Source organism: Actinoallomurus spadix (assembly GCF_024055725.1).
GTDB classification, from domain to species: Bacteria; Actinomycetota; Actinomycetes; order Streptosporangiales; family Streptosporangiaceae; genus Actinoallomurus; species Actinoallomurus spadix.
In genome coordinates, this window is sequence record NZ_JAMXMX010000001.1 from 439,102 (window position 1) to 460,731 (window position 21,630).

Here is a 21,630-nt window from a genome sequence, read left to right on the forward strand (position 1 = left end):
CCGACCCTGGCAGAACGAAACCCCCAAAACAAGCGATTCCGTTGTTACGAAGAGATTTCACAACGAAATCCTTGACTTCTGGGCCTGATCTGCCACGATGTCGCAGCAAGGAGGCCGCGATGACCGACGATCAAGGCCCCCCGGCACGGCCGGCGGGTAACGGACGGCGCACGGGCAACAACACCCTCGACGAGACGTCCAAGAAGCTGATCGAGCTGCTCCAGGCGGACGGCCGCAGCTCGTACGCCGCGCTGGGCAAGGCGGTGGGCCTGTCCGAGGCCGCCGTGCGGCAGCGCGTCCAGCGGCTGCTGGAGTCCGGCGTCATGCAGATCGTCGCGGTCACCGACCCGCTCTCGCTCGGCTTCTTCCGGCAGGCCATGATCGGCGTCCGTTGCGAAGGCGACCTGCAGAGCGTCGCCGACGCCCTCGCCGGCCTCGACGAGACCGACTACGTCGTGATCACCGCGGGCTCCTTCGACCTGCTGGTCGAGATCGTGTGCGAGAGCGACGACCACCTCCTCGACGTCCTCGGCCGGATCCGGGCGGTGCCCGGCGTCGCCGGCACCGAGAGCTTCGTCTACCTCAAGCTCCGCAAGCAGACCTACGCGTGGGGAACCCGCTGAGAGAAAGCAGAAAGATGAACCTCCAGGACGCCGCCAAGCGCCATCTGTGGATGCATTTCACCCGGATGTCGTCCTACAAGGACGCCGACGTCCCCGTCATCGTCCGCGGAGAGGGCGCCTACGTCTACGACGACAAGGGCCGGCGCTACCTCGACGGCCTGTCCGGCCTGTTCGTGTCCCAGCTCGGCCACGGCCGCCGCGAACTCGCCGACGCCGCGGGCGCCCAGGCCGGAGAACTGGCCTACTTCCCCCTGTGGTCCTACGCCCACCCCGGCGCGATCGAGCTGGCCGAGCGGCTCGCCGCCCTCGCCCCCGGCGACCTAGACCGCGTCTTCTTCACGGCGAGCGGATCCGAGGCCGTCGAGTCGGCGTGGAAACTCGCCCGCAACTACTTCAAGCTGATCGGGCAGCACGGCCGCTACAAGGTGATCAGCCGCGACATCGCCTACCACGGCACCTCCATGGGCGCCCTGTCGATCACCGGCCTCGCCCCGATCAAGCACCCCTTCGAGCCGCTCGTGCCCGGCTCGGTCCGCGTGCCCAACACCAACTTCTACCGCGCGCCCGAGTACGGCGACTCCCCGGAGCGGTTCGGGCGGTGGGCGGCCGACGAGATCGAACGCGCGATCCTGCGCGAGGGCCCCGAGTCGGTCGCCGCCGTCTTCCTCGAGCCGGTGCAGAACGCCGGCGGCTGCTTCCCGCCGCCGCCCGGCTACTTCGAGCGGGTCCGCACGATCTGCGACAAGTACGGCGTGCTGCTGGTCTCCGACGAGGTGATCTGCGCGTTCGGGCGGCTCGGCCACTACTTCGGCGCCGAGCGCTACGGCTACCAGCCCGACATCATCACCTTCGCCAAGGGCGTCACCTCCGGCTACTCGCCGCTGGGCGGCATGATGGTCAGCGACCGGCTCGTCGAGCCGTTCGCCGACGGCCCGGCCACCTTCCTGCACGGCATCACCTTCGCCGGCCACCCGGTCTCCACCGCGGTCGCCCTGGCCAACCTCGACCTGTTCGAGAAGGAGAAGGTCCTCGACCACGTCCGCGACAACGAGGCCGCCTTCCGCACCACCCTGGAGAAGCTGACCGACCTGCCGATCGTGGGCGAGGTCCGCGGCGCCGGCTACTTCTACGGCATCGAACTCGTCAAGGACAAGGACACACGGGAGACCTTCAGCGCCGAGGAGTCCGAGTGGCTGCTGCGCGGGTTCCTGTCCTCGGCGCTGTTCGACGCCGGCCTCGTCTGCCGCGCCGACGACCGCGGCGACCCGGTGATCCAGCTGGCACCGCCCCTGATCTGCGGCCAGGAGCACTTCGATGAGATCGAGCGGATCCTGCGCGAGACGCTGACCGAGGCCTGGTCCCGCCTCTGAGCCGCCCCGCCTGTGGCGCTCCGCGAAGAGCGCCACAGGCGTCCGCGGAGCGAAGGTGCCGTTCGGCGCCGGCGGGGCTCACGGCAGGCGCTTATACAAGAAGCTGCAGTCGCGCGCCACGCCGGACGGATCGGTGGCGTACCCCGGAACGATGCCGTACCGCGTCCAGCCCGCCGCGGCATAGAGGCTCTCGGCGGCGCTGCCGGTCTCGGTGTCCAGGAGCAGGAGCGTCACGCCGAGGTCCGCGGCGGCCTGCTCGGCGGTGGTCAGCAGGGCCCGGCCAGCCCCCGGCCCCGCGCGTCGCGATGGACCATCAGTTTGACCACCTCGGCGCGGTGCCGGCCGTTCGGCTTGGATTCCACGGCGAGACCGACGGTCCCGTCGAGACCCCGTGGACCGGGGCAGGCCCAGACGAGCAGGCTCCCATCGGCCACGGCCGCGGTGCGCGCCCGCCACCAGTCGAGCGCGGCGCCGCGCCCGAACGGCCGAACGAAACCGAGCGAGTGGCCGCCGGCGACGGCATCCAGGAGCAGGTCGGCCAGGTCCGGAGTGCGTGCGGTGAACTCAGCGGCGGACAGGCGGGCGATGGCGTGCACCGGAAGAACTCCCGAGGTGGGGACGACTGGTCTCGGCACGGCCGCGACCCTATCGACGCCCACCGGGCCGGTCGACCGAATAAGCCACCGCCCGGGGCGGTCCGGCGACGCCCCGTGATTCCGCCAGATCTAGTCGCCGGTCGTGCCGTCGAGCATCTCGCGCAGGATGTCCAGATGGCCGTTGTGGCGGGCCGTCTCCTCGGTGAGGTGCAGGAGGATCCAGCGCAAGTCGACGTGGAGGCCCTTGCGGATGGCTCGCTGTGCCTGCTTGTCCAGGTCGTTCGCGGCGACAAGTTCGCGGTAGCGGGCGCTCTGCTCGGCGTACTCATCGAGCAACTGCGTGAGCGGGAAGTCGACGGCGATACGCATCTCGCGGTCGGGGTCCTCCTCGGTCCAGGGGCCCCGGTCTTCCTCGCCGAGGAAGACCACCTGGAACCAGTAGTACTCGACCCAGCGGAGGTGGTTGATCACTCCGCTCATGGTCATCAGCGGTGAGCCCGGCAGGAGCGCCTTGCGTGCGTTCTCCGCAGAGACGCCTTCACATTTGGCGCGGGCGGTGTCACGTGCGTAGTCGAGAAACGTGGTGAGCTGGGTGCGCTCGTCCCAGGCAGACGGTGTGTCATCGATTCTTGTCATCTCGCGAAGCGTCCTCCATCACCCCGACCCATGTCGAGGGGATTATCGACGGCCCTAACCTGATTCACCCAGCTTCTTGTCCGGCAGGTCGATACAGCGATTCGGCCCGGTGGGCCGACCACACGACGGAGGTTCCATGCGTTCGATCTCAAGTGGCCGCCACCATGCCACGTTCGAATTCGGCGAGCTGCAGGTGATCTCGTTGCGAGATGGGTACATCGACATGCCGCCGACACGGCTCCGCGACGAGGACGGGTGCGCGCTCACTGAACTGCCGGCCGCCGTCCCGCTGGTCGGCGGCAACCTGCGGCTGGCGGTCAACGCCTTCTTCGTCACCGACGGCACGCGGTCGGTTCTCATCGACACCGGCGCGTCCAACGCGTGGCACGACCCCACCATGGGATTGATCTACGACGCGCTCGACGAAGCGGGGATCGACCGCGCGCAGGTCACCGATGTGGCCATCACCCACAGGCACGTAGACCACGTGGGCGGCCTGATCGCGCCGGACGGCTCAGAGGCGTTCGCCGGACTCGAGCGCGTGTGGATCGGCGCGGGCGACACCTCGGTGTTCACGGGCCGGCTCGAGCCGATCCGCGACCGGGTCGTCCCCGTGTCGGAGCAGGTCGCGATCAACGACTGGACCACCGCGATCCCGACACCGGGCCACACACCCGGTCACATCGTCTACGAGGTCAGGAGCGGTGCCGGCCGCCTTCTCGTCTGGGGCGACACCATTCACGTTCCCACGCTCCAATTCGATCAGCCGAACGTGGCCTGGGAGTTCGACGGCGACCAGCCCCAGGCCCGCGCCGCGCGAGCGGCGCTCCTCGAGCGGCTGACCCGGCCACATCACTTCGTGGCCGGCGCCCACCTCGACTCACCCGGCATCGCCCGCGTCACCCCGTCCGGCGACGGTTATGCGCTGGAGTACCTCGCACCCCCGATCGGCTGATCGAGCCTGCCGGCGGGGGTCCCGCGCGGGCGCCGGCCCGGCCGGGTCACCAGTGCGCGGGGCGGGCCGGCGCGGACGGCAGGCGTGTGGCGTCATCGCCGCGGGCCGCGTTGACCTGCGCCTGGGTCAGGAAGATCGCGCCGGTCAGGTCCGCTCCCCGCAGGTCGGTGTCGCGCAGGTCGGCGCCGATCAGGTCGGCCGTCCGCAGGTCGGCGTTCCGCAGGTCCGCGGCGATGAGGTAGGCGCCGCGCAGATCGGCGCCGCGAAGGTCCGCGCCGCGCAGCCGCGCCCCGATGAGGTCGGCGCCCCGGTGATTCTTCCGCCGGCCCGGCACCCCGGCTCGTACGAGTTCGCTGGCGCGCGTCAGGAGCGGATTGACCCGGTCCCGCTGCGCGGCGACGTCCACGCCTGCCAGCTCCGCGGCGTCCGCGCGGGTGAGACGGTCGAGATCCGTCAGGGCCCGGCGCAGCTCACCGTGGACCGGGCGGGCGGCCGGCAGGGCGAGCGCCTCGGTCAGGTACCACAGGATCTCGTGGAGCTGCCGCATGACGGCGAACACCGCGAACATCCGCCGTGCGGTGCCGGGCGACTCCCGCCAGTCCTGCCCGGCGAAGGTGACCTGGCAGACCTGCTGCCCGGCGCCGAAGCAGTCGAAGACGGTGCAGCCGGAGAAGCCCTTGCTCCGCAGGTCGGCGTGGATGCCACAGCGGAAGTCGGCGTTCAGGTTGGGGCAGGGCCGCCCGGCGTCCTTGTCGATGGCGAAGCCGGCCGAGGCCGCGAACGGCAGCGCCACGCAGCACAGCCCCTGGCATCGGCCGCAGTCGGCGCGCAGCTCCGAGCCGGCGGGGGTGAGCGGGATGGTCTGACGTTCGCGGGGCAACGGCGTGTTCTTCCTGGTTCGGTTCGGCGCCGGGCGCGAGACCCGGCACGGACCTCGATTATCCGGTCCCGGGCGCCGTGCGATCGCCCGGGACCGGTCCCCGGGCGGCGTGTGACCGCCCGGGAGCAGGCGCCGGCGTCGTGCGATCACCCGGTACGGGTGCCGGGGCCCGCGTGCCGCGCAGCGTTCATAGGCGTTCGACGACGGTCGCGTTGGCGAGGCCGCCGGCCTCGCACATCGTCTGCAGCCCGTAGCGCCCGCCGCGCTGTTCAAGGACCGACAGCAGCGTGGTCATCAGCCGGGCGCCGCTGGCTCCCAGCGGGTGCCCCAGGGCGGTCGCCCCGCCGTTGACGTTGACCTTGGCCGGGTCGGTGCCGGTCTCGGCGAGCCAGGCGAGCACGACGCTGGTGAACGCCTCGTTGACCTCGAACGCGTCGATCTCCGCCAGGGACAGGCCCGCGCGGTCGAGGACCTTGCGCGTCGCGGGGATGACGCCGGTGAGCATGAGCAGCGGGTCGTCGCCGACCACGGCGAAGGAGTGCAGGCGGGCCCGGGGCCGCAGCCCGAGCCGCCGCGCGGTCTCGCTGCTGGTGATGAGCACGGCGGCGGCGCCGTCGTTGACCGGTGAGGAGTTGCCCGCGGTGACGCGCCAGTCGATGGCGGGGAAGCGCTCCTGCCAGATGCCGGCGCGGAACGCCGGCCGCAGGCCGGCCAGGATCTGCGGCGTCGTGCCCGGCCGTACGGACTCGTCATGGGTGACCGGTACGAGCGTGCCGTCGGCCGCGGGCGCCTTGACGGGGGAGACCTCGCCGGCGAAGCGGCCCTCATCCCACGCCCGCGCGGCGCGGTGGTGGCTCTCGGCGGCGAAGGCGTCCAGCCGTTCCCGGGACAGGTTCCAGCGCTGGGTGATCAGCTCGGCGCTGACGCCCTGCGGTACGAGGCCGCCGGCGTACCGTTCGGCCACCCCCGCGCCGAGGAAGTCGCGTCCGGCGGTCTGGCTGCCGATCGGCACGCGGCTCATCGACTCGACGCCGGAGGCGATCACCACGTCGTACGCGCCGCTGATCACGCCCTGGGCGGCGAAGTGGATCGCCTGCTGGCTGCTGCCGCACTGACGGTCCACCGTGACGGCGGGCACCGACTCCGGCAGCCCGGCCGCCAGCGCCGCCCACCGCGCGGTGTTGCCGCTCTGCTCGCCGATCTGGCCGACGGCTCCGCTGATGACGTCGTCCACGGCGGCCGGGTCGATGCCGGTGCGTTCCAGCAGCGACCGGATCGCGTGCGCGTGCAGGTCGACGGGGTGCATCCCCGACAGGGCGCCGCCCGGTTTGCCCTTGCCGATCGGCGTGCGGACCGCGTCGACGATGACCGCGTCGTTCATGAGCCTTCTCCTCACTCGCCACGACTGCTACTGACGGGTATAGCGTGCAAAGTTGGATTTCACAACCCAGTGGTCGCGGGCGTCGCCGCACCGGGGTAGGTTGGTCTTCAGGACCGGCCGGTGCGCCGGCGGCGCCGAGCGAGGAGGGCAGCCCCGTGGCCGTACGCGGCCGTCAGTGTTCGATCGCCGACGCGCTGGCCGTGATCGGCGAGAAGTGGAGCCTGCTCGCCCTGCGCGAGATCCTGCTCGGCGAGCGGCGGTTCGACCAGATCGCCCGCAACACCGGCGCCAGCCGCGACATCCTCGCCGCGCGGCTGCGGACGCTGGTCGCGGCCGGGGTACTGACCAGACGCCAGTACGAAGCGCACCCGCCGCGCTATGAGTACGTGCCCACCGAGGCCGGGCGGGCGCTCCAGCCCATCCTGCTGAACCTGATGGACTGGGGCGACCGGTACGTCACCGACGGCCCGCCGCCGACGGTCTGGCGGCACTCCTGCGGAGCCGACCTGCACCCCGAGACGGTGTGCGCCCACTGCGGCGAGCCGGTGACGGAGGAAGGTCTCAGCGCGGTCCGCCTCGGCCCCGTACGGTGACGGCGGCTCGCGTTCCGTCGCCGGTGCGACCGGCCCTCCACTCGGGGCCGTGCGACCAGCCGCCACCGCAGGCGTCCGTCCCGCTTGACCTCTTGCGCGTCAGTCCGGCAGCCAGTGCAGCTCGTGCGCCAGGGCTTTGGCGACGGCACGGATGCGGCGGTGCAGCGGCGACTGCTCGCGTGGGAGGACCAGGTGGATCGTCAAGCTGGGCGCGCCCCGCAGCGGTCGCCAGGTGAGACCGGCCGGTTGTACCGTGACCGCGGCCTCTCCGGCCGGGGCGAGGGTGACCCCGTCGCGCAGGTCGCGCTGAGACATGTCGAAAGAGACCGCGGGCGTGTGGAATCGGGGGTGTGGCCGGGTGTCTCGGAACAGTGCGGACAGCTGATCGTGGATCACGGGGTTGGCCGCACGGTCCGGGAGTCGCAGCGGATACGCGGCCGCGTCGGCGATCTCGATCTCCGGATTTTCGGCCAGCGGATGGTGCTGCGCCAGCTGGACCCCGATGCGCGCACGCCGCAGCAGGAACCGGCGCACGCCACTGCCCGGCTGTTCACCGCGGGTGATCCCGGCGTCGATGCGGCCGTCGCCGACCGCGGGGAGATCTCCGGTGTCGCCATCGGGACCGCGCCGACCTCGAGTCCGCTGTTGCCGCGAATCAGCCTGTCCACCAGGGCCGGTACCATCCCGTACCGGTCTTTCCCTCGATCGCACATCAAGCCCTAACCTGCGCATATGACGATTCAACCGACCGCAATACCCGTCGCTTGGATCGACCGATCTGAGGGCCGATTCGAAGCCGGACGCGTCCGGCCGAACACAGGAGGTTTCCATGGCTAAGGGCTACTGGGTCAGTGTCTACCCCGCCATTTCCGACCCTGAGGAGCTGACCGCCTACGGCGAGCTGGCCCGTCCGGCCGTCCAGGCCGGGGGCGGGCGCGTCCTGTCCCGTGGCGGTCGAGTCGTCGCCCATGAGGCCGGAATCACGCAACGCGTCGTTCTGGTGGAGTTCGACAGCTTTGAACAGGCCGTCGCGGCATACGAGAGCGAGGCATACCAGAAGGCGCTGGTCGCCCTCCCCGACGGCGTCGAGCGCGACTTCCGCATCGTCGAAGGCATCGACTGACCTAGGTCCAGGCGGATCTTCACCGAAGATCCACCATCTCGGTTTCCGCTGGTGCATGTCAGGCGTTGTGCAGCGGCGATGGACGGCGAGGCGCGTCAGAGGCGTGTGGCCGTGCGGATCAGCCCGGCGAGGGCGAGGGAGCGGCTGTGCGCGGGCCAGGCGATGTGGGTGACGACGGGAGGTGCGTCGGTCAAAGGGACGGCGGCGTGCTCGGCCCACAGCCAGGCGCGGGCCGACTCGGGGAAGACGGCCACGGTGCGTCCGAGGGCGATCAGCTGGGCCAGCTGCGTCTGGTCGTGGATCTCGGGGCCCGGGCCGGGTGGGTACACGCCGTCGCGGGACCAGCGGGCGAGCGGAAGATCGGGGATGTCGCTGACGTCGGCCAGGGACAAGGTGCTCCGCGCGGCGAGCGGATGCCCGGCGGGCAGGATGGCGACCTGCCCCTCGGTCATCAGTTCCTCGCTGTCGAACCCGGCGAGGGAGTTGAACGGCGTGTGCATGAGCGCCACGTCGGCGCGGCCGTCGCGCAGCATCCCTTCCTGCTCACACGTGCCGCTCGGCAGCACCTCGATCTCGGCGGCGTCGGGCTCGGCCGCGTAGGCGTCGAGGAGCTTGTGCAGCAGCTCGTGAAACGCGCCGGCCTTCACCGCCAGCACCAGGCGGTTGCGGGGGCCGCCCGAGCTGTCGGCGCCACCGGCGCGACGGGTGCGGCGAGCGGCGGCGGTGGCCGCGTCGAGGGCGGCGCGGCCCTCGTGCAGCAGCATCTCTCCGGCGCCGGTCAGGGAGACGCCGCGGCGGTTGCGTTCCAGCAGACGGACGCCGAGGCGCCGCTCGAGCTGCTGGATCGCCCGGGACAGCGGTGGCTGGGCCATGCCGAGGCGCTCGGCGGCACGGCCGAAGTGCAGTTCCTCTGCGACGGCTATGAAGTACCTCAGCTCGCGGGTCTCCAAGTCGTCCATGGCCACAGCATAGCCCGGTGATACCTACCGGGTATGACAGGGCACTGGATCGGTATTGGCTGCGCGGCTCGTCCGCGAGCCAGCATCGACGGCATGAGCGAAACCGTGAACACGCCCTCGTCACTGACCGGTGGAACCTGGACCCTGGGCGACCTGACCGTCACCCGGGTCGGCTACGGCGCCATGCAGCTCGCCGGCCCCGGAGTGATGGGCCCGCCCGCTGATCACGACGGCGCGCTCGCCGTCCTGCGCGAGGCCGTCGGCCTCGGCATCACCCACATCGACACCGCCGACGCCTACGGGCCGCACATCACCAACCGGCTGATCCGCGAGGCGCTGCACCCCTATCCCGCGTCGCTGCACCTCGTGACCAAGGTCGGCGCGACCCGGGACGAGCAGGGAGGCTGGCCCCCGGCCCGCAAGCCCGACGACCTGCGCCGGGCCGTCGACCACAACCTGGAGAACCTCGGCCTCGAGACGCTGGACGTGGTCAACCTCCGGCTCGGCGACGCCCAGGGCCCCCAGCCCGGCTCGGTCGCCGAGGCGTTCGAGACCCTCGTCGAACTCCAGCGGCAGGGCCTGATCCGGCACCTCGGCGTGAGCAACGCGACGGCCGAGCAGGTCGCCGAGGCACGCGCCATCGCGCCGATCGTGTGCGTGCAGAACATGTACAACCTCGCCCACCGCCAGGATGACGAGCTGATCGACGAGCTCGCCGAGCAGGGCATCGCCTACGTGCCCTTCTTCCCGCTCGGCGGCTTCACCCCACTGCAGTCCTCGGCGCTCACGGCCGTGGCCTCCCGGCTGGACGCCACGCCGATGTCGGTCGCCCTGGCCTGGCTGCTGCGGCGGTCGCCGAACATTCTGCTGATCCCCGGCACCTCGTCGGTGGCACACCTGCGCGAGAACGTCGCCGGCGCGGGACTCCCGCTCTCCGACGAGGATCTCGCCGAACTGGACAAGATCGGCCGCTAGGTGTCCTGAGTGACATCGGGCTTCGGCCGGCCAGGGAACCCGTTGGCGGTGCCGTGATGGGGGCGTCGTCCGGGGTGACGCCGTGCCGGTCCTGCACCGGGCAGGCGCCCTCCGGCTCGACGGTGCGTGATCACCACCGGAAACGGGTTCCGTCTCGTGGAGGTGATGGGCCCGCCGCCGGGTGGAGGCCCGGCTCCCCGGCCGGTCCCGCTCCGCCGACCGCATGGGCTCGGCGGAGCGGAACTCGGCCTTCCCTGGAGGAGCCGGGCGGGCTGCTCCGGCCGGGAGCCAGGGTCAGAAGAGGGGGAGGCTCGGCGGTTGGTAGTTGTCGGTGCCGGTCGCCCAGAGCGGGCCGCCGTCAGCGGCGTAGATCACCAGGTTCTTGTCGGCCTGGAGGACGAGCCTCGCCCCGGGGTTGCCGTCCGTTCCGGACGCCCAGACCGGATTGCCGTCACGGTCGTAGACCACGAGGTTGCCGTCGGGCTGGAACACGGCGCGGCCCCCGCGGGCGCGCGGCCCCGTGCTCCACAACGGGCCGCGGTCGCCGACCAGTGAGAGGATGCCCGCCTGGTCCATGGAGAGGGCGAGGTTCTTCGTCTTAACCCCGCCTGGATAGCGGTTCCCGTACGTCCCGAAGGAGAACTCGTGCGGGGCCAGGACCACGAGGGCGTCCGGGCCGGACCCGTCCGGTTTCTCCGGCCCGGCCAGTTGCGGCCCGGGGGCCATCTCGCGCGTGAGGTCGTCGGGGGATGGATAGGATACGAGCTCGATGCCCGTCGGCGCCTGTCCGCCGCCGAACGTCGACGAGGTCCGGCTCGCCGTGTCGCGATGGGATCCGGTTCCGGTCAGCAGGATCACACCGGTCAGCAGGGCGATACCGCCGGCCGCCGCGGCCGCGAGGACCGGACGCCTCGCGATCGGCCGCACCGGCGAGGGCCCACGGCCCACGCCGCGGCCGGGCGGCTCATTCCCCCCCGCGAGGAAGCCGGGACCCGGCGTCGGATCCCCGGCCGTGCCAGGGCGTCCGGCAGGGTGGATCGTTTCTTTTTTCATGATCCATATTCAATCGCGGCGCGAGCACCTGGCAAAGGCCGCCGACGGTTGTGCCGGTGACCGTCCGGCGAATTCGTGGTGACCGAACCGTTCACGGTAAAGTTGAATATTCAACCAGCAGGGAAGGGTCGCGTCATGCAGTTCGGGATCTTCACGGTCGGCGACGTCACGCCCGATCCGACCACCGGCAGGACGCCGAGTGAGCACGAGCGGATCACGGCGATGGTGAGGATCGCGCTGAAGGCCGAGGAGGTCGGCCTGGACGTGTTCGCCACCGGCGAGCACCACAACCCGCCGTTCGTGCCCTCGTCCCCGACGACGATGCTGGGCCACATCGCGGCGCGGACCGAACGGCTGATCCTGTCGACCGCGACCACGCTGATCACCACCAACGATCCGGTGAAGATCGCCGAGGACTTCGCGATGCTCCAGCACCTGGCCGGCGGGCGCGTCGACCTGATGCTGGGCCGCGGCAACACCGGTCCGGTCTACCCCTGGTTCGGCCAGGACATCCGCCAGGGCGTCCCCCTGGCCATCGAGAACTACGCGCTGCTGCACCGGCTGTGGCGCGAGGACGTCGTCGACTGGAAGGGCCGCTTCCGCACCCCGTTGCAGGGGTTCACCAGCACGCCCCGGCCCCTGGACGGGATCCCGCCGTTCGTCTGGCACGGCTCGATCCGCAGCCCTGAGATCGCCGAGCAGGCCGCCTACTACGGCGACGGCTTCTTCGCCAACAACATCTTCTGGCCCAAGGAGCACTTCCAGCGGCTCATCGGCCTGTACCGGGAGCGCTACGCCCACTATGGCCACGGCACCCCTGAACAGGCGATCGTCGGCCTGGGCGGGCAGGTGTTCATGCGCCGGAACTCCCAGGACGCCGTACGCGAGTTCCGTCCCTACTTCGACAACGCCCCCGTGTACGGGCACGGCCCGTCGCTGGAGGAGTTCATGGACGAGACGCCGCTGACCGTCGGCAGCCCCCAGCAGGTCATCGACAAGACCCTGACCTTCCGCGAGCACTTCGGGGACTACCAGCGCCAGCTGTTCCTCATCGACCACGCAGGGCTGCCCCTCAAGACGGTCCTGGAGCAGCTGGACCTGCTCGGCGAGGAGGTCGTCCCGGTACTGCGCAAGGAGTTCGCCGCGCGCCGGCCCGCCGGGGTTCCCGACGCGCCCACCCACGCCTCACTGCTGGCCGCCCGCGACACCGAGACCCCGGCGGAGACGGCCCGATGAGCACCGTCCCGCCCGTTCCCTCCGCTGGTGAGGAAGGACGCGTGAGCGAGCGGTTCGGCGAGCACGGCACCCCCCACGAAAAGAGCCGCGCCGACCCGCTGCGCGTGGTCGCGGTCGCGGCGGGCCTGGGCACCCCCTCCTCGACTCGACTGCTGGCCGACCGCCTCGCCGCGGCCACCCGCGACCACCTGACCGAGGCCGGGCACCCCGCCGAGGTCACGGTGGTCGAGCTGCGCGACCTGGCCACCGACATCGCGAACGCCATGGTCACCGGGTTCCCCGGGACCCGGCTGCGCACGACGATCGAGGCGGTCACCGGCGCGGACGGCCTGATCGCGGTCAGCCCGATCTTCTCGGCCTCCTACAGCGGGCTGTTCAAGTCGTTCTTCGACGTGATCGACAACACCGCCCTCGCCGGACGCCCCGTCCTGATCGCCGCGACCGGCGGCACCGCCCGTCACTCGCTCGCCCTCGAGCACGCGCTGCGGCCGCTGTTCACCTACTTGCGCGCGATCGTGGTCCCCACCGCGGTGTACGCCGCGCCGGAGGACTGGGGCACCGGCGGCGACGGCGCCGGCGACCTGGCGGCCCGGATCGGCCGGGCGGCGGGCGAGCTGGCCGCCCTGATGGGCCACCGCCCTCCCGCCTCCCCGGCGCAGGAGACCGTCGTGCCGTTCGAGGACCAGTTGGCGGCGCTGCGCCCGGACTGAGTCCCGCCGTGACTCAGTCCGGCACGACCTGGTTCTTGCCCAGGACCCGTACGCCGCTGGCCGTGACGGTGAAGTGCTCCCGGTCGTAGTCCTCGTCGACGCCGATCCGGGCGCCATCGGGGATGACGACGTTCTTGTCGATGATGGCGTTCCGGACGACGGCGCCGCGCCCGACCCGTACGCAGTCCATCAGGACCGAGTCGTGCACGGACGCGCCGGCGTCGACGTAGACACGGGGCGACAGGATCGAACGCTCGGCCACCCCGCCGGCGAGGATGACGCCGGGGGAGACCATCGAGTCGACCGCGTACCCGCGCCGGCCCTCCTCGTTGAACACGAACTTGGCCGGCGGCAGCGGGTCGTGACCGGTGTAGATCGGCCACTCCTGGTTGTACAGGTTGAACACCGGGTGGATCGAGATCAGGTCCATATGCGCCTCGTAGAAGGCGTCCAGGGTCCCCACATCACGCCAGTACCCGCGGTCACGGTCGGTGGAGCCGGGCACCTCGTTGTCGGCGAAGTCGTAGACCTGCGCGCGGCCGGCCTTGACGAGCTTGGGGATGATGTTCCCGCCGACGTCGTGCTTGCTGGACAGGTCGGCGGCGTCCTCCTTCACCACGTCGACGAGGACCTGGGTGTCGAAGACGTAGTTGCCCATCGAGGCGTAGACCTGGTCGGGCGCGTCCGGCAGGCCCACCGCGTCCTTGGGCTTCTCCCGGAACGCCGCCACGCCGACACCGTCCGGCCCGGTCTCGATCACCCCGAACTGGTCGGCGAGAGAGAGCGGCTGGCGGATGGCGGCGATGGTGACCCCCGCGCCGGACGCGATGTGCTGCTCGACCATCTGCCGAGGGTCCATGCGGTAGATATGGTCTGCGCCGAAGACGATCACGTGGTCGGGCCGCTCGTCCTCGATCAGGTTGAGGTTCTGCAGGATCGCGTCGGCCGAGCCGGCGAACCACCGGGGTCCCAGGCGCTGCTGGGCGGGCACGGGTGTCACGTAGTTGCCCAGCAGCGTCGACATCCGCCACGTACGGGACACGTGCCGGTCCAGACTGTGGCTCTTGTACTGCGTCAGCACCACGATCTTGAGGTAGCCGGCGTTCGCCAGGTTGGACAGCACGAAGTCGATCAGCCGGTACATTCCACCGAAGGGCACCGCGGGCTTGGCCCGGTCGGCCGTCAGCGGCATCAGCCGCTTGCCCTCCCCGCCCGCCAGCACCATCGCCAGGACATGAGGTCTCGCCATGGCCAGACCTTAGCCCTCCCACCAGCGTTGAAACAGGACGAGGAGGCATATTCGGCACTACGCTGCCGGGCATGCGCGTCGACCTGCTCACCCGTGAATACCCGCCGGACGTCTACGGAGGCGCCGGAGTCCACGTCGAGTACCTGGCCCGGGAGCTGCGCCGGCTGTGCGACCTGCGGGTCCACTGCTTCGACGGCGAACGCGCCGAGCCCGGGGTGACCGGCTACCGCGTTCCCGCGCCGCTGCAGGCGGCGAACCCGGCCCTGCAGACCCTCGGCGTCGACCTGGAGATGGCCGCCGGCGCCGGGGGAGCGGACCTGGTCCACAGCCACACCTGGTACGCGAATCTCGCCGGGCACGTCGCCAAGCTCCTGCACGGCATCCCGCACGTGGTCACCACCCACAGCCTCGAGCCGCTGCGGCCCTGGAAGGCCGAGCAGCTCGGCGGCGGGTACGCGATCTCCTCCTGGGCCGAGCGCACCGCGATCCTGGCCGCCGACGCGATCGTCGCCGTCTCCGAGGGCATCCGCCGCGACGTGCTCACCTGCTACCCCGAGGTCGACCCCGCCCGGGTCACGGTCCTGCACAACGGCATCGACACCGACGAGTACGCCCCGGACCGGGGCACCGGCGTGCTCACCCGCCACGGCATCGACCCCGACCGCCCCTCCGTGGTGTTCGTCGGGCGCATCACCCGCCAGAAGGGCCTGCCCTACCTGCTGCGCGCCGCGCGCTCCTTCGATCCGGCCGCACAGCTCGTGCTGTGCGCCGGGGCACCCGACACCCCGGAGATCTCCGCGGAGGTCGAGGGTCTCGTCGAGGAGCTGCGCCGCGAGCGCGGCGGGATCGTCTGGATCGAGCAGATGCTGCCCCGCCCCGAGGTCGTGCAGATCCTCAGCCACGCGACCGTGTTCGTCTGCCCGTCGGTGTACGAGCCGATGGGCATCGTCAACCTGGAGGCCATGGCCTGCGAGGCGGCCGTCGTCGCCACCGCGACCGGTGGCATCCCCGAGGTCGTCGCCGATGGCGAGACGGGCCTGCTCGTCCCGATCGAGCAGGCCGCCGACGGCACCGGCACGCCCGTGGACCCCGACCGCTTCGCCGCCGACTTCGCCGAACGCGTGAACGCGCTGCTCGCCGACCCCGGACGCGCCGCCGCGATGGGTGAGGCGGGCCGCCGCCGGGCGATCGAGCACTTCTCCTGGTCCCAGATCGCCCGCCGCACCCACGACCTGTACGCCGGGCTCCGGTGACACCGGCGTCACCCCGGTGACGCCCGCGGGCCCGGCGGCCGGCGGCCTTCCGCCGCTCCGGTCACCGGCCCCGCCGGCCCCGGGAACGGCCGCCGCGCCCGGCAAGGGCGCACCGGTCACAGGGCGTACCGGTCACGCCGCGCGTTTACGTGATTACCCGGATCCGGAAGTGCCCTTCTGCCGTGGACACTTGCGATGTCCCCGGCAGAAGGGCGGTCGACGATGAACGGCATCGGGGGAGTCATCCTGGAATGCCCACAGCCACGGCCTGAACCACGGATGGTGACGGCCCGGCCCGAACCTCTCCTGCGCCCCTACGTGGCGGGATACGCCGGCCTTCGCGTCGACGCGGCCCGGCCGCTGAGCGGACGCGCCGTGGCGACCTGCGCGGTCACGATTTTCCTCGACTTCACCGTCTCCGTCCGGCTGATCACCACGACCGAGCGGCCCCGCCGGGTCCAGGCCTCGCATGTCACCGGCCCGCACGACCGGCCGGTCCTGTTCGAGCAGCACAGCCACCACCGGGGGATGGCCGTCGCACTCACCCCGCCCGGGGCGTACGCGCTGTTCGGCGTGCCGATGCGGGAGCTGAGCAACACCACCGTGGACCTGGCCGACCTGCTGGGACGCCGCGCCGAGCACCTCACCGAACGACTTCACGCGGCGCCCGACTGGGCGACGCGGTTCGCGCTGCTGGACCGCCTGCTGCCCGCCTGGTTCCGCGCCGGACCGCAGGCGGCACCCGCCGTGCTGCGCGCCTGGCGGCTGCTGCGGCGCAGCGGCGGTGCGGTGAGCGTCGCCGCCCTGGCCGAGGAGGTCGGCGTGACCCGCCGCTACCTGGAGATGCGCTTCGCCGAACAGATCGGCCTGCCGCCCAAGACGACGGCCCGGCTCCTGCGTTTCGAGCGGTCCGCGCGCCTGCTCACCGCCTTCCCCGGCCCGCCGCCGGCGCGGATCGCCGGGATGTGCGGCTACGCGGACCAGGCCCACCTCACCCGGGAGTTCCGCAGGCTCGCGGGCCGCACGCCCACCGGGCTCCGCGCCGAGCACGCCGCCGCGACCACGTACCGCTGATCACGCATCGCACTCACTCGCACACGCTTCGCATTCGTTCAAGACCCTGCCCAGGGGCCGCTCGTAGCGTCTGAGGTGCAATCCCCACCCGGACGAAAGGGTCCGCTCATGCGAATACCGAAGATCACGGCGGCGGCCATCGTCGCCGGCACTCTGGTCACCGGCGGCGTCACGCTCGCGTCCACCGCGAGCGCCGCGACGGCCGGCACCCGGGGGACGGTCACGCTCCGCTGCGACCACCCCTGCAGCAACCCGCCGGGGCCCGGCTGGCGTTACATCGACAACTACTTCTGGGCCAGCAGCTGCATCGACGTCGGCAACCGCGGCGTCAACAACCGCTCCTGGTCCAAGTACCAGTGCAAGGGCGACACCTGGACGAACTACGACCTCTGGGTGATCTGACCCTGACCCGGTGCCGGCCGGGCGCCCCCCTCGGCGCCCGGCGGCCACCGGCGGCGACGGCCGCGCCGGGTCACCCGGCGGCGCGGTCGCTCACCGGGCAGGGCGCCACGGGCACCGGTACGGCCGCCACCGACCGGGCCGCCCGCGCCCGCAGCGCACCGGACACCGCGGCCGTCAGGGCCAGCGCGATGACCACGACGCCGTAGGCGGTGGCGGTCGCCCGCAGACCGAACGACGGCACCGCGGCTCCCGCGACAACGGCGGGCACGCTGAAGCCCAGATAGCTGACCACGTACACCGCGGCGAACAGCTCCGCCCGCCGGTCCGGGCCGGCCAGCGCCGCCACGGACCGGAACGCCCCGAGGAAGGCGCCGCCGAAGCCGCAGCCGGCGACGGCCGTGGCGGTGAAGAACAGCGGCGTCGAGGCGGTGCCCAGCGCCAGGAGCGTGCCGCCGGTTCCGGCGGCCAGCGCCACCGACCCGGCGACCATGACGCGGTGCGGCGCCCGGTCGCGGACGAGTACCGAGGTCACGGCGCCGGCGCCGGTGAGGGTGGTGACGACGAGCCCGCCGACCAGATGGTCGCCGATGTGCAGGACACCGGCCGTGAGCGAACCGCCCAGGGACAGGTACAGCCCGCCCATCGCCCAGGTCGCCACGAGGCAGGGCGCGGCCGCCAGGAACGCCGCGCGGGCCGTGACGGGCACCGCCGCGCGGGGCCGCAGGGACGCCAGCGCACCCGGGCGCGGGACCACCAGGTCCGGCAGGAAGGCCACCACGGCCGCCAGCGCCAGGAACGCCGCGGTGAGCAGGACGAACACCAGGGTCGTCGGGCCCGGGGCGTACTGAACGAGCGCGCCGGCGCCCAGCGCCCCGGCGGCCAGGCCCAGGGTGGGGGCCACGCTGTTGACCAGCGACCCCAGCCGCGCGCCGGGCTGCAGGTCGACCAGGCCGGCGCTGATGGCCCCGGTCGCGGCGCCGGTCGCCAGGCCCTGCACGGTGCGGGCGGCCAGGAGCGTCCCGACGTCCCCGGCGGTCAGGAACAGGACCATCGCGGTGGTCTCGGCCAGCAGGGCACCGATCAGGACGGGCCGGCGGCCGAGGAAGTCCGACAGGCCGCCGACGGTGAGCAGCGCGATCAGCAGGGCGAGGGCGTAGACGGCGAACACGAGCGTGAGGGTGGTCACCGAGAACCCCCACCGGTGCTGGTAGACGACGTACAGCGGGGACGGGGCGCTCGCGGCCACCGTGAAGGTGAGCAGGGTGGCGCCCAGCAGCCAGAACCCCGCCCTGTGCGGCAGGCGCAGGGCCGCCGGTGACCCGGCGCGGTCGTCTGGGGGCATGGTGAGCTCCTCCGATAGTTCCATGATTTTCGAACTATTCGGAGGTTATCCCACCGGGCCTAACTGTTCAACTATTATCGAACCATGCCTGGATCCACCCGTGAGCTCCCTCATCCCGACGCGGCGGACCTCCTCCTGACCGACGTGCTGTTCGCGCTCAGCGATCCGGCGCGACTGGAGATCACCCGCCGGCTCGCCGAAGGCCCCCTGGAGGTCGCGGCCTGCCAGCCCACCGGCGGGGACATCCCCAAATCGACCCTGTCGCACCACCTGAAGACGCTGCGGGAGGCCGGCGTCGTCCGCAACGTCCCGCACGGCCGGCAGCGTTACGTCAGCCTCCGCCGCGACGACCTGGAGCAGCGATTCCCCGGCCTGCTCAGCGCCGTCCTGCACGCCACCCCGGCCGGCGAGCAGTCCGCGGCCCGGGCCGCTAGTGACGCCACCGCGGGCCCCGGCCCGGGCCCGGCGCAGCGTTAACATCGCAGGTCACGCCATCGCCGACGGAAGGACCACCCTGCCGTGTCCACGCCCGACTCTCCGATCCCGCGCTTCCACCTGGCCATGCCCGTCGACGACCTGGACGCCGCCCGGACCTTCTACGGCGACGTCCTCGGCTGCGCGCAGGGCCGCAGCTCCGGCACCTGGATCGACTGGAACCTGCACGGCCACCAGTTCGTCACCCACCTGGCGCCCCGCCGCGCCGAGCGCGCGCACAACCCGGTCGACGGCCACGACGTCCCCGTGCCGCACTTCGGCCTGATCCTGACCATCCCGGAGTTCCACCGGCTCGCCGGCCGGTTCCGCGCGGCCGGCGTCACCTTCGTCATCGAGCCCTACCTGCGCTTCGCCGGCCTGCCCGGCGAGCAGTGGACGATGTTCCTGCTGGACCCGGCGGGCAACGCGCTGGAGTTCAAGGCCTTCGCCGACGACACGCAGGTCTTCGCCGTCTGACCGCGCTCACGCGGATGCGGAGGGCCGTGCGGGGCGGATGGTCGCGCGGGGCGATGGTCGGTGCACCGGGCGCGCCGGCGGCGGCCTTCCTCGTCGGCCGGGTTGTCGAACCTCTATCCCCGGTAGTGATTTCTCACCACGGACGGCAGGAATGGCAACGATAGCGGTCGTGTTCCAGCTTCGCCCGGCCCGGGCATTGTAGTGTGGCTCGAAAGAAGTGGGCCTCCTGCCCGGAGCGGCCAATCTCCGTGGGCAGGAGACCCGTTAAGGTCCCTGGGGCTGTGCTACCGGCCCCAGGGCCCGCTACCGTGTTCTTTGATCAACTCGACTACCAGCCAAATGACGAACTTGGCGGCGTCGAGTGATGCGCGTCGGCGCCAGTAGCGCTTCTGCGGATCTTCGTCACGGTCGGACGGCCCCTTCATGTCGTTCCCCCTCTCCTGTGTCGAGCCGCGGGGGGCGGCCGACCCTTCCGGACGGTCCGGAGCTCCTTGATCGTCCAGAAGGTGGGTAGGGGTCACCCAGGGCTGTCTACCTCCTCATTCTGGGTCATCGTCCCGGCGATATCACGCCCCGGCCGCTGATGAGCCACCCGGCTTTCCCCGGAATCATCCGGAGTGCGCTACGGAATTGCCCGGAGTCTTCTCGGCCAGGTTACGGACGGATCTTCGATCCGGTAATGATCCGCCCTCAATCGGCCATCTGTCAGATTGCGCGCTCCCGGGAATGACTGAGATTGACAAACCGCACGCGACGGTGAATTCCCGGCATCGGCGGGCTACCCTGATAAGTCGGCAGTCCGGATAAGACCGGAGAAGACCGGATGAATCCGAGGATTTCGTGGCCGAGGACGTCAAGGCTGCCGTTCAGGTGTTCACTCATCACCTGACCCAACTGGTCGACGCCGTGGGCCGGCCGGCGCCCACGCGCTTGCGGACGGTCAACAAGGAACTCCGCGACAGCATCAGCGTCAGCGCCCTGGACGACCACCTTCGTGGCCGGAGGGTCCGCCTCATGCGCTGGCCGCTCGTACGAGCACTGCTCTTCGCCTGCCAGACGATCGCCAGGGACGACAGGCTGATCCTCGATTCGAACCTCCTCGGCACCGAGACCGAGTGGTCCAACGCCTGGCACATCGCCAGCATCGGCGAGGTCCCCCCGTCGCCGCTCCGGGTCGCCGAGCTGGGGGAGTACGCCATCGCGGCTCCCCGTCTCCCCGGCGCGCCCGCTCCCGAACCACCGCAGGCCGCGGCGAAGGCGTTCGCCGGTCACCTGGTCCAACTCGTCAATGCCGTCGGGAATCCGAAGCCTTATCGGCTGCAGAAGGTCTCCAAGAACCGACTCAGCGCCAGCACCGTGGAGGACCATCTCCGCGGGGTCAGGATCGGTATCGCGCCATGGCCGATCGTCCGCGAGCTGCTCCTCGCGTGTGCGGCGATCGCTCGTGAGGACCGGCTCCTCCTCAAGCTCAGCGACCTCGGCATCGAGGATGAATGGAGAAGAGTCTGGAACGCCGCCCGGCATGGATACGTGCTCCCCTCACCCGTGCGTGTCGCCAGGCCCACGGGGGACCCGCTCACAGGTTCCGGGTCCCCCGGCGCGCCGGCTCTCGATGGCCTCGCAGAGCCGGAGCCCTCCCAGCCGGCGGCCGCCCCCGCGCCCGGTGCTCCGCCGGAGCGAGCACGCGGAGAGGCCGCCGAGGAGCTCGCCCCGCCCCTGACGCGAGCAACACCGGCAGCGGTGACCGGTACCGCCACTCCGGTCCTGCCGGGCACGAGGAGCGGATCCAGCGGGCCGTACATCCTGTACATGCCCGACCTCGGCGAGGGAGGGGGGTGGGCGACCGTCCTCAACTGGCGTTACTCGCCGGGTGACCAGGTCATCGCCGGTGATGACCTCGTGGCGATCAATAACGAGATGGTGAGCCTCGATCTGCCCGCCCCGATCACCGGGATGATCGAGGATCTGTACGCCCACGCGGGCGACTCGGTCTTCTCGGGCGGGCCCCTATGCGCGATCCTCCCAGGTCTACGCAAGGAGCCGGCCTCGGCCCTGGCTCCGATCGATGAGTCCTTCACCGACGAACGGCCCGCCGGGTCCTCGGTCGGCCGGGCGCCGTACATCACCCCGCTCGTGAGGGACCTGGCCGACGCGTACGAGGTGGACCTCGGTCTCGTCAGGGGATCCGGCGCCGGCGGCAGGATCCGCAGGCAGGACGTACTGGACGCGGCGAAGGCGCAGGGCAAGCAGGTCCCGTGAGGTCCGCGCG

24 protein-coding genes are annotated in these 21,630 nt (G+C 71.4%); 14 read left to right on the plus strand and 10 right to left on the minus strand.

What is annotated here, in order from left to right; all coding sequences use genetic code 11:
* Positions 1–119 precede the first annotated feature (119 nt).
* Complete coding sequence (locus NE235_RS01995; RefSeq protein ID WP_252798914.1) at positions 120–623, plus strand: Lrp/AsnC family transcriptional regulator; 504 nt, start codon at positions 120–122, stop codon at positions 621–623.
* 14 nt (positions 624–637) lie between these two features.
* Positions 638–1,993, plus strand: a complete 1,356-nt coding sequence (locus NE235_RS02000) for an aspartate aminotransferase family protein (protein WP_252798915.1) — start codon at positions 638–640, stop codon at positions 1,991–1,993.
* Between the two features lie 78 nt (positions 1,994–2,071).
* On the opposite strand, the gene NE235_RS02005 is transcribed toward NE235_RS02000, so the two are convergent.
* The 3 genes from NE235_RS02005 to NE235_RS02015 form a co-directional block, all read right to left on the minus strand.
* Complete coding sequence (locus NE235_RS02005; RefSeq protein WP_252798916.1) at positions 2,072–2,227, minus strand: hypothetical protein; 156 nt, start codon at positions 2,225–2,227, stop codon at positions 2,072–2,074.
* 32 nt (positions 2,228–2,259) lie between these two features.
* Positions 2,260–2,628, minus strand: coding sequence for a hypothetical protein (locus NE235_RS02010; RefSeq protein ID WP_252798917.1), 369 nt, complete (start codon positions 2,626–2,628; stop codon positions 2,260–2,262).
* Between the two features lie 90 nt (positions 2,629–2,718).
* The gene (locus NE235_RS02015; RefSeq protein WP_252798918.1) at positions 2,719–3,225 is read right to left on the minus strand and encodes a DinB family protein; all 507 of its coding nucleotides are present in this window, start codon (positions 3,223–3,225) and stop codon (positions 2,719–2,721) included.
* A gap of 136 nt (positions 3,226–3,361) precedes the next feature.
* On the opposite strand from NE235_RS02015, the gene NE235_RS02020 reads away from it, so the two are divergent.
* Positions 3,362–4,180 (plus strand): MBL fold metallo-hydrolase, encoded by an 819-nt coding sequence (locus NE235_RS02020; protein ID WP_252798919.1) that lies wholly within the window; start codon positions 3,362–3,364, stop codon positions 4,178–4,180.
* Positions 4,181–4,226: 46 nt separating this feature from the next.
* Here the strand turns inward: NE235_RS02020 and NE235_RS02025 are convergent, their stop codons facing one another.
* The gene (locus tag NE235_RS02025) at positions 4,227–5,060 is read right to left on the minus strand and encodes a pentapeptide repeat-containing protein (protein ID WP_252798920.1); all 834 of its coding nucleotides are present in this window, start codon (positions 5,058–5,060) and stop codon (positions 4,227–4,229) included.
* A 187-nt stretch (positions 5,061–5,247) separates the two neighbouring features.
* Entirely contained in the window at positions 5,248–6,441 is a 1,194-nt protein-coding gene (locus NE235_RS02030; protein ID WP_252798921.1) for a thiolase family protein, read from the minus strand.
* A gap of 155 nt (positions 6,442–6,596) precedes the next feature.
* Here NE235_RS02030 and NE235_RS02035 point away from each other — a divergent pair, with 155 nt between their 5' ends.
* On the plus strand, positions 6,597–7,034 hold the full coding sequence (locus NE235_RS02035; protein WP_252798922.1) for a winged helix-turn-helix transcriptional regulator: 438 nt from the start codon (positions 6,597–6,599) through the stop codon (positions 7,032–7,034).
* Between the two features lie 99 nt (positions 7,035–7,133).
* On the opposite strand, the gene NE235_RS02040 is transcribed toward NE235_RS02035, so the two are convergent.
* Positions 7,134–7,865, minus strand: a complete 732-nt coding sequence (locus NE235_RS02040; RefSeq protein WP_308206002.1) for a LysR substrate-binding domain-containing protein — start codon at positions 7,863–7,865, stop codon at positions 7,134–7,136.
* Here NE235_RS02040 and NE235_RS02045 point away from each other — a divergent pair.
* Positions 7,864–8,157, plus strand: coding sequence for a DUF1330 domain-containing protein (locus NE235_RS02045; protein WP_252798923.1), 294 nt, complete (start codon positions 7,864–7,866; stop codon positions 8,155–8,157). The two genes, NE235_RS02040 and NE235_RS02045, sit on opposite strands and share 2 nt — an antisense overlap.
* 95 nt (positions 8,158–8,252) lie before the next feature.
* Here the strand turns inward: NE235_RS02045 and NE235_RS02050 are convergent, their stop codons facing one another.
* Positions 8,253–9,116 carry a LysR family transcriptional regulator gene (locus NE235_RS02050; RefSeq protein WP_252798924.1) on the minus strand — a complete coding sequence of 288 codons (864 nt, stop codon included), beginning with the start codon at positions 9,114–9,116 and terminating at the stop codon, positions 8,253–8,255.
* Between the two features lie 93 nt (positions 9,117–9,209).
* Between NE235_RS02050 and NE235_RS02055 the strand changes: the two genes are divergently transcribed.
* Entirely contained in the window at positions 9,210–10,091 is an 882-nt protein-coding gene (locus tag NE235_RS02055) for an aldo/keto reductase family oxidoreductase (protein ID WP_289848005.1), read from the plus strand.
* A 294-nt stretch (positions 10,092–10,385) separates the two neighbouring features.
* On the opposite strand, the gene NE235_RS02060 is transcribed toward NE235_RS02055, so the two are convergent.
* On the minus strand, positions 10,386–11,018 hold the full coding sequence (locus NE235_RS02060) for a hypothetical protein (RefSeq protein WP_252798925.1): 633 nt from the start codon (positions 11,016–11,018) through the stop codon (positions 10,386–10,388).
* Positions 11,019–11,279: 261 nt separating this feature from the next.
* Here NE235_RS02060 and NE235_RS02065 point away from each other — a divergent pair, with 261 nt between their 5' ends.
* A complete protein-coding gene (locus NE235_RS02065) occupies positions 11,280–12,380 on the plus strand; it encodes an LLM class flavin-dependent oxidoreductase (RefSeq protein WP_252798926.1) in 1,101 nt (366 codons plus the stop codon).
* A gap of 98 nt (positions 12,381–12,478) precedes the next feature.
* Positions 12,479–13,090, plus strand: coding sequence for an FMN reductase (locus NE235_RS02070; RefSeq protein WP_252798951.1), 612 nt, complete (start codon positions 12,479–12,481; stop codon positions 13,088–13,090).
* A 13-nt stretch (positions 13,091–13,103) separates the two neighbouring features.
* On the opposite strand, the gene glgC is transcribed toward NE235_RS02070, so the two are convergent.
* Entirely contained in the window at positions 13,104–14,339 is a 1,236-nt protein-coding gene (glgC, locus tag NE235_RS02075; RefSeq protein WP_252798927.1) for a glucose-1-phosphate adenylyltransferase, read from the minus strand.
* Between the two features lie 71 nt (positions 14,340–14,410).
* Between glgC and glgA the strand changes: the two genes are divergently transcribed.
* The 3 genes from glgA (at position 14,411) to NE235_RS02090 (ending at position 17,068) form a co-directional block, all read left to right on the plus strand.
* Positions 14,411–15,592 carry a glycogen synthase gene (glgA, locus tag NE235_RS02080; protein ID WP_252798928.1) on the plus strand — a complete coding sequence of 394 codons (1,182 nt, stop codon included), beginning with the start codon at positions 14,411–14,413 and terminating at the stop codon, positions 15,590–15,592.
* 279 nt (positions 15,593–15,871) lie between these two features.
* Positions 15,872–16,666, plus strand: a complete 795-nt coding sequence (locus tag NE235_RS02085; protein ID WP_252798929.1) for a helix-turn-helix domain-containing protein — start codon at positions 15,872–15,874, stop codon at positions 16,664–16,666.
* Positions 16,667–16,774: 108 nt separating this feature from the next.
* Positions 16,775–17,068, plus strand: coding sequence for a hypothetical protein (locus tag NE235_RS02090; RefSeq protein ID WP_252798930.1), 294 nt, complete (start codon positions 16,775–16,777; stop codon positions 17,066–17,068).
* A 70-nt stretch (positions 17,069–17,138) separates the two neighbouring features.
* On the opposite strand, the gene NE235_RS02095 is transcribed toward NE235_RS02090, so the two are convergent.
* Positions 17,139–18,410 carry an MFS transporter gene (locus NE235_RS02095; protein WP_252798931.1) on the minus strand — a complete coding sequence of 424 codons (1,272 nt, stop codon included), beginning with the start codon at positions 18,408–18,410 and terminating at the stop codon, positions 17,139–17,141.
* A gap of 84 nt (positions 18,411–18,494) precedes the next feature.
* Between NE235_RS02095 and NE235_RS02100 the strand changes: the two genes are divergently transcribed.
* From NE235_RS02100 to NE235_RS38030, 3 genes are all read left to right on the plus strand, one after another.
* The gene (locus tag NE235_RS02100; RefSeq protein WP_252798932.1) at positions 18,495–18,887 is read left to right on the plus strand and encodes an ArsR/SmtB family transcription factor; all 393 of its coding nucleotides are present in this window, start codon (positions 18,495–18,497) and stop codon (positions 18,885–18,887) included.
* A 42-nt stretch (positions 18,888–18,929) separates the two neighbouring features.
* On the plus strand, positions 18,930–19,361 hold the full coding sequence (locus NE235_RS02105) for a VOC family protein (protein ID WP_252798933.1): 432 nt from the start codon (positions 18,930–18,932) through the stop codon (positions 19,359–19,361).
* Between the two features lie 840 nt (positions 19,362–20,201).
* Complete coding sequence (locus tag NE235_RS38030) at positions 20,202–21,620, plus strand: E3 binding domain-containing protein (protein WP_252798934.1); 1,419 nt, start codon at positions 20,202–20,204, stop codon at positions 21,618–21,620.
* Positions 21,621–21,630: the final 10 nt, after the last annotated feature.

Excerpts from the sequence above, each read along its gene's own strand:
- NE235_RS02090 (WP_252798930.1), top strand. The coding sequence starts at position 16,775 with ATGCGAATACCGAAGATCACGGCGGCGGCCATCGTCGCCGGCACTCTG.
- NE235_RS01995 (WP_252798914.1), top strand. The coding sequence starts at position 120 with ATGACCGACGATCAAGGCCCCCCGGCACGGCCGGCGGGTAACGGACGG.
- NE235_RS02095 (WP_252798931.1), bottom strand. The coding sequence starts at position 18,410 with ATGCCCCCAGACGACCGCGCCGGGTCACCGGCGGCCCTGCGCCTGCCG.
- NE235_RS02045 (WP_252798923.1), top strand. The coding sequence starts at position 7,864 with ATGGCTAAGGGCTACTGGGTCAGTGTCTACCCCGCCATTTCCGACCCT.
- NE235_RS02040 (WP_308206002.1), bottom strand. The coding sequence starts at position 7,865 with ATGGAAACCTCCTGTGTTCGGCCGGACGCGTCCGGCTTCGAATCGGCC.
- NE235_RS02030 (WP_252798921.1), bottom strand. The coding sequence starts at position 6,441 with ATGAACGACGCGGTCATCGTCGACGCGGTCCGCACGCCGATCGGCAAG.
- NE235_RS02020 (WP_252798919.1), top strand. The coding sequence starts at position 3,362 with ATGCGTTCGATCTCAAGTGGCCGCCACCATGCCACGTTCGAATTCGGC.
- NE235_RS02055 (WP_289848005.1), top strand. The coding sequence starts at position 9,210 with ATGAGCGAAACCGTGAACACGCCCTCGTCACTGACCGGTGGAACCTGG.
- NE235_RS02015 (WP_252798918.1), bottom strand. The coding sequence starts at position 3,225 with ATGACAAGAATCGATGACACACCGTCTGCCTGGGACGAGCGCACCCAG.
- glgC (WP_252798927.1), bottom strand. The coding sequence starts at position 14,339 with ATGGCGAGACCTCATGTCCTGGCGATGGTGCTGGCGGGCGGGGAGGGC.
- NE235_RS02065 (WP_252798926.1), top strand. The coding sequence starts at position 11,280 with ATGCAGTTCGGGATCTTCACGGTCGGCGACGTCACGCCCGATCCGACC.
- glgA (WP_252798928.1), top strand. The coding sequence starts at position 14,411 with ATGCGCGTCGACCTGCTCACCCGTGAATACCCGCCGGACGTCTACGGA.
- NE235_RS02100 (WP_252798932.1), top strand. The coding sequence starts at position 18,495 with ATGCCTGGATCCACCCGTGAGCTCCCTCATCCCGACGCGGCGGACCTC.
- NE235_RS02000 (WP_252798915.1), top strand. The coding sequence starts at position 638 with ATGAACCTCCAGGACGCCGCCAAGCGCCATCTGTGGATGCATTTCACC.
- NE235_RS02085 (WP_252798929.1), top strand. The coding sequence starts at position 15,872 with ATGGTGACGGCCCGGCCCGAACCTCTCCTGCGCCCCTACGTGGCGGGA.
- NE235_RS02050 (WP_252798924.1), bottom strand. The coding sequence starts at position 9,116 with ATGGACGACTTGGAGACCCGCGAGCTGAGGTACTTCATAGCCGTCGCA.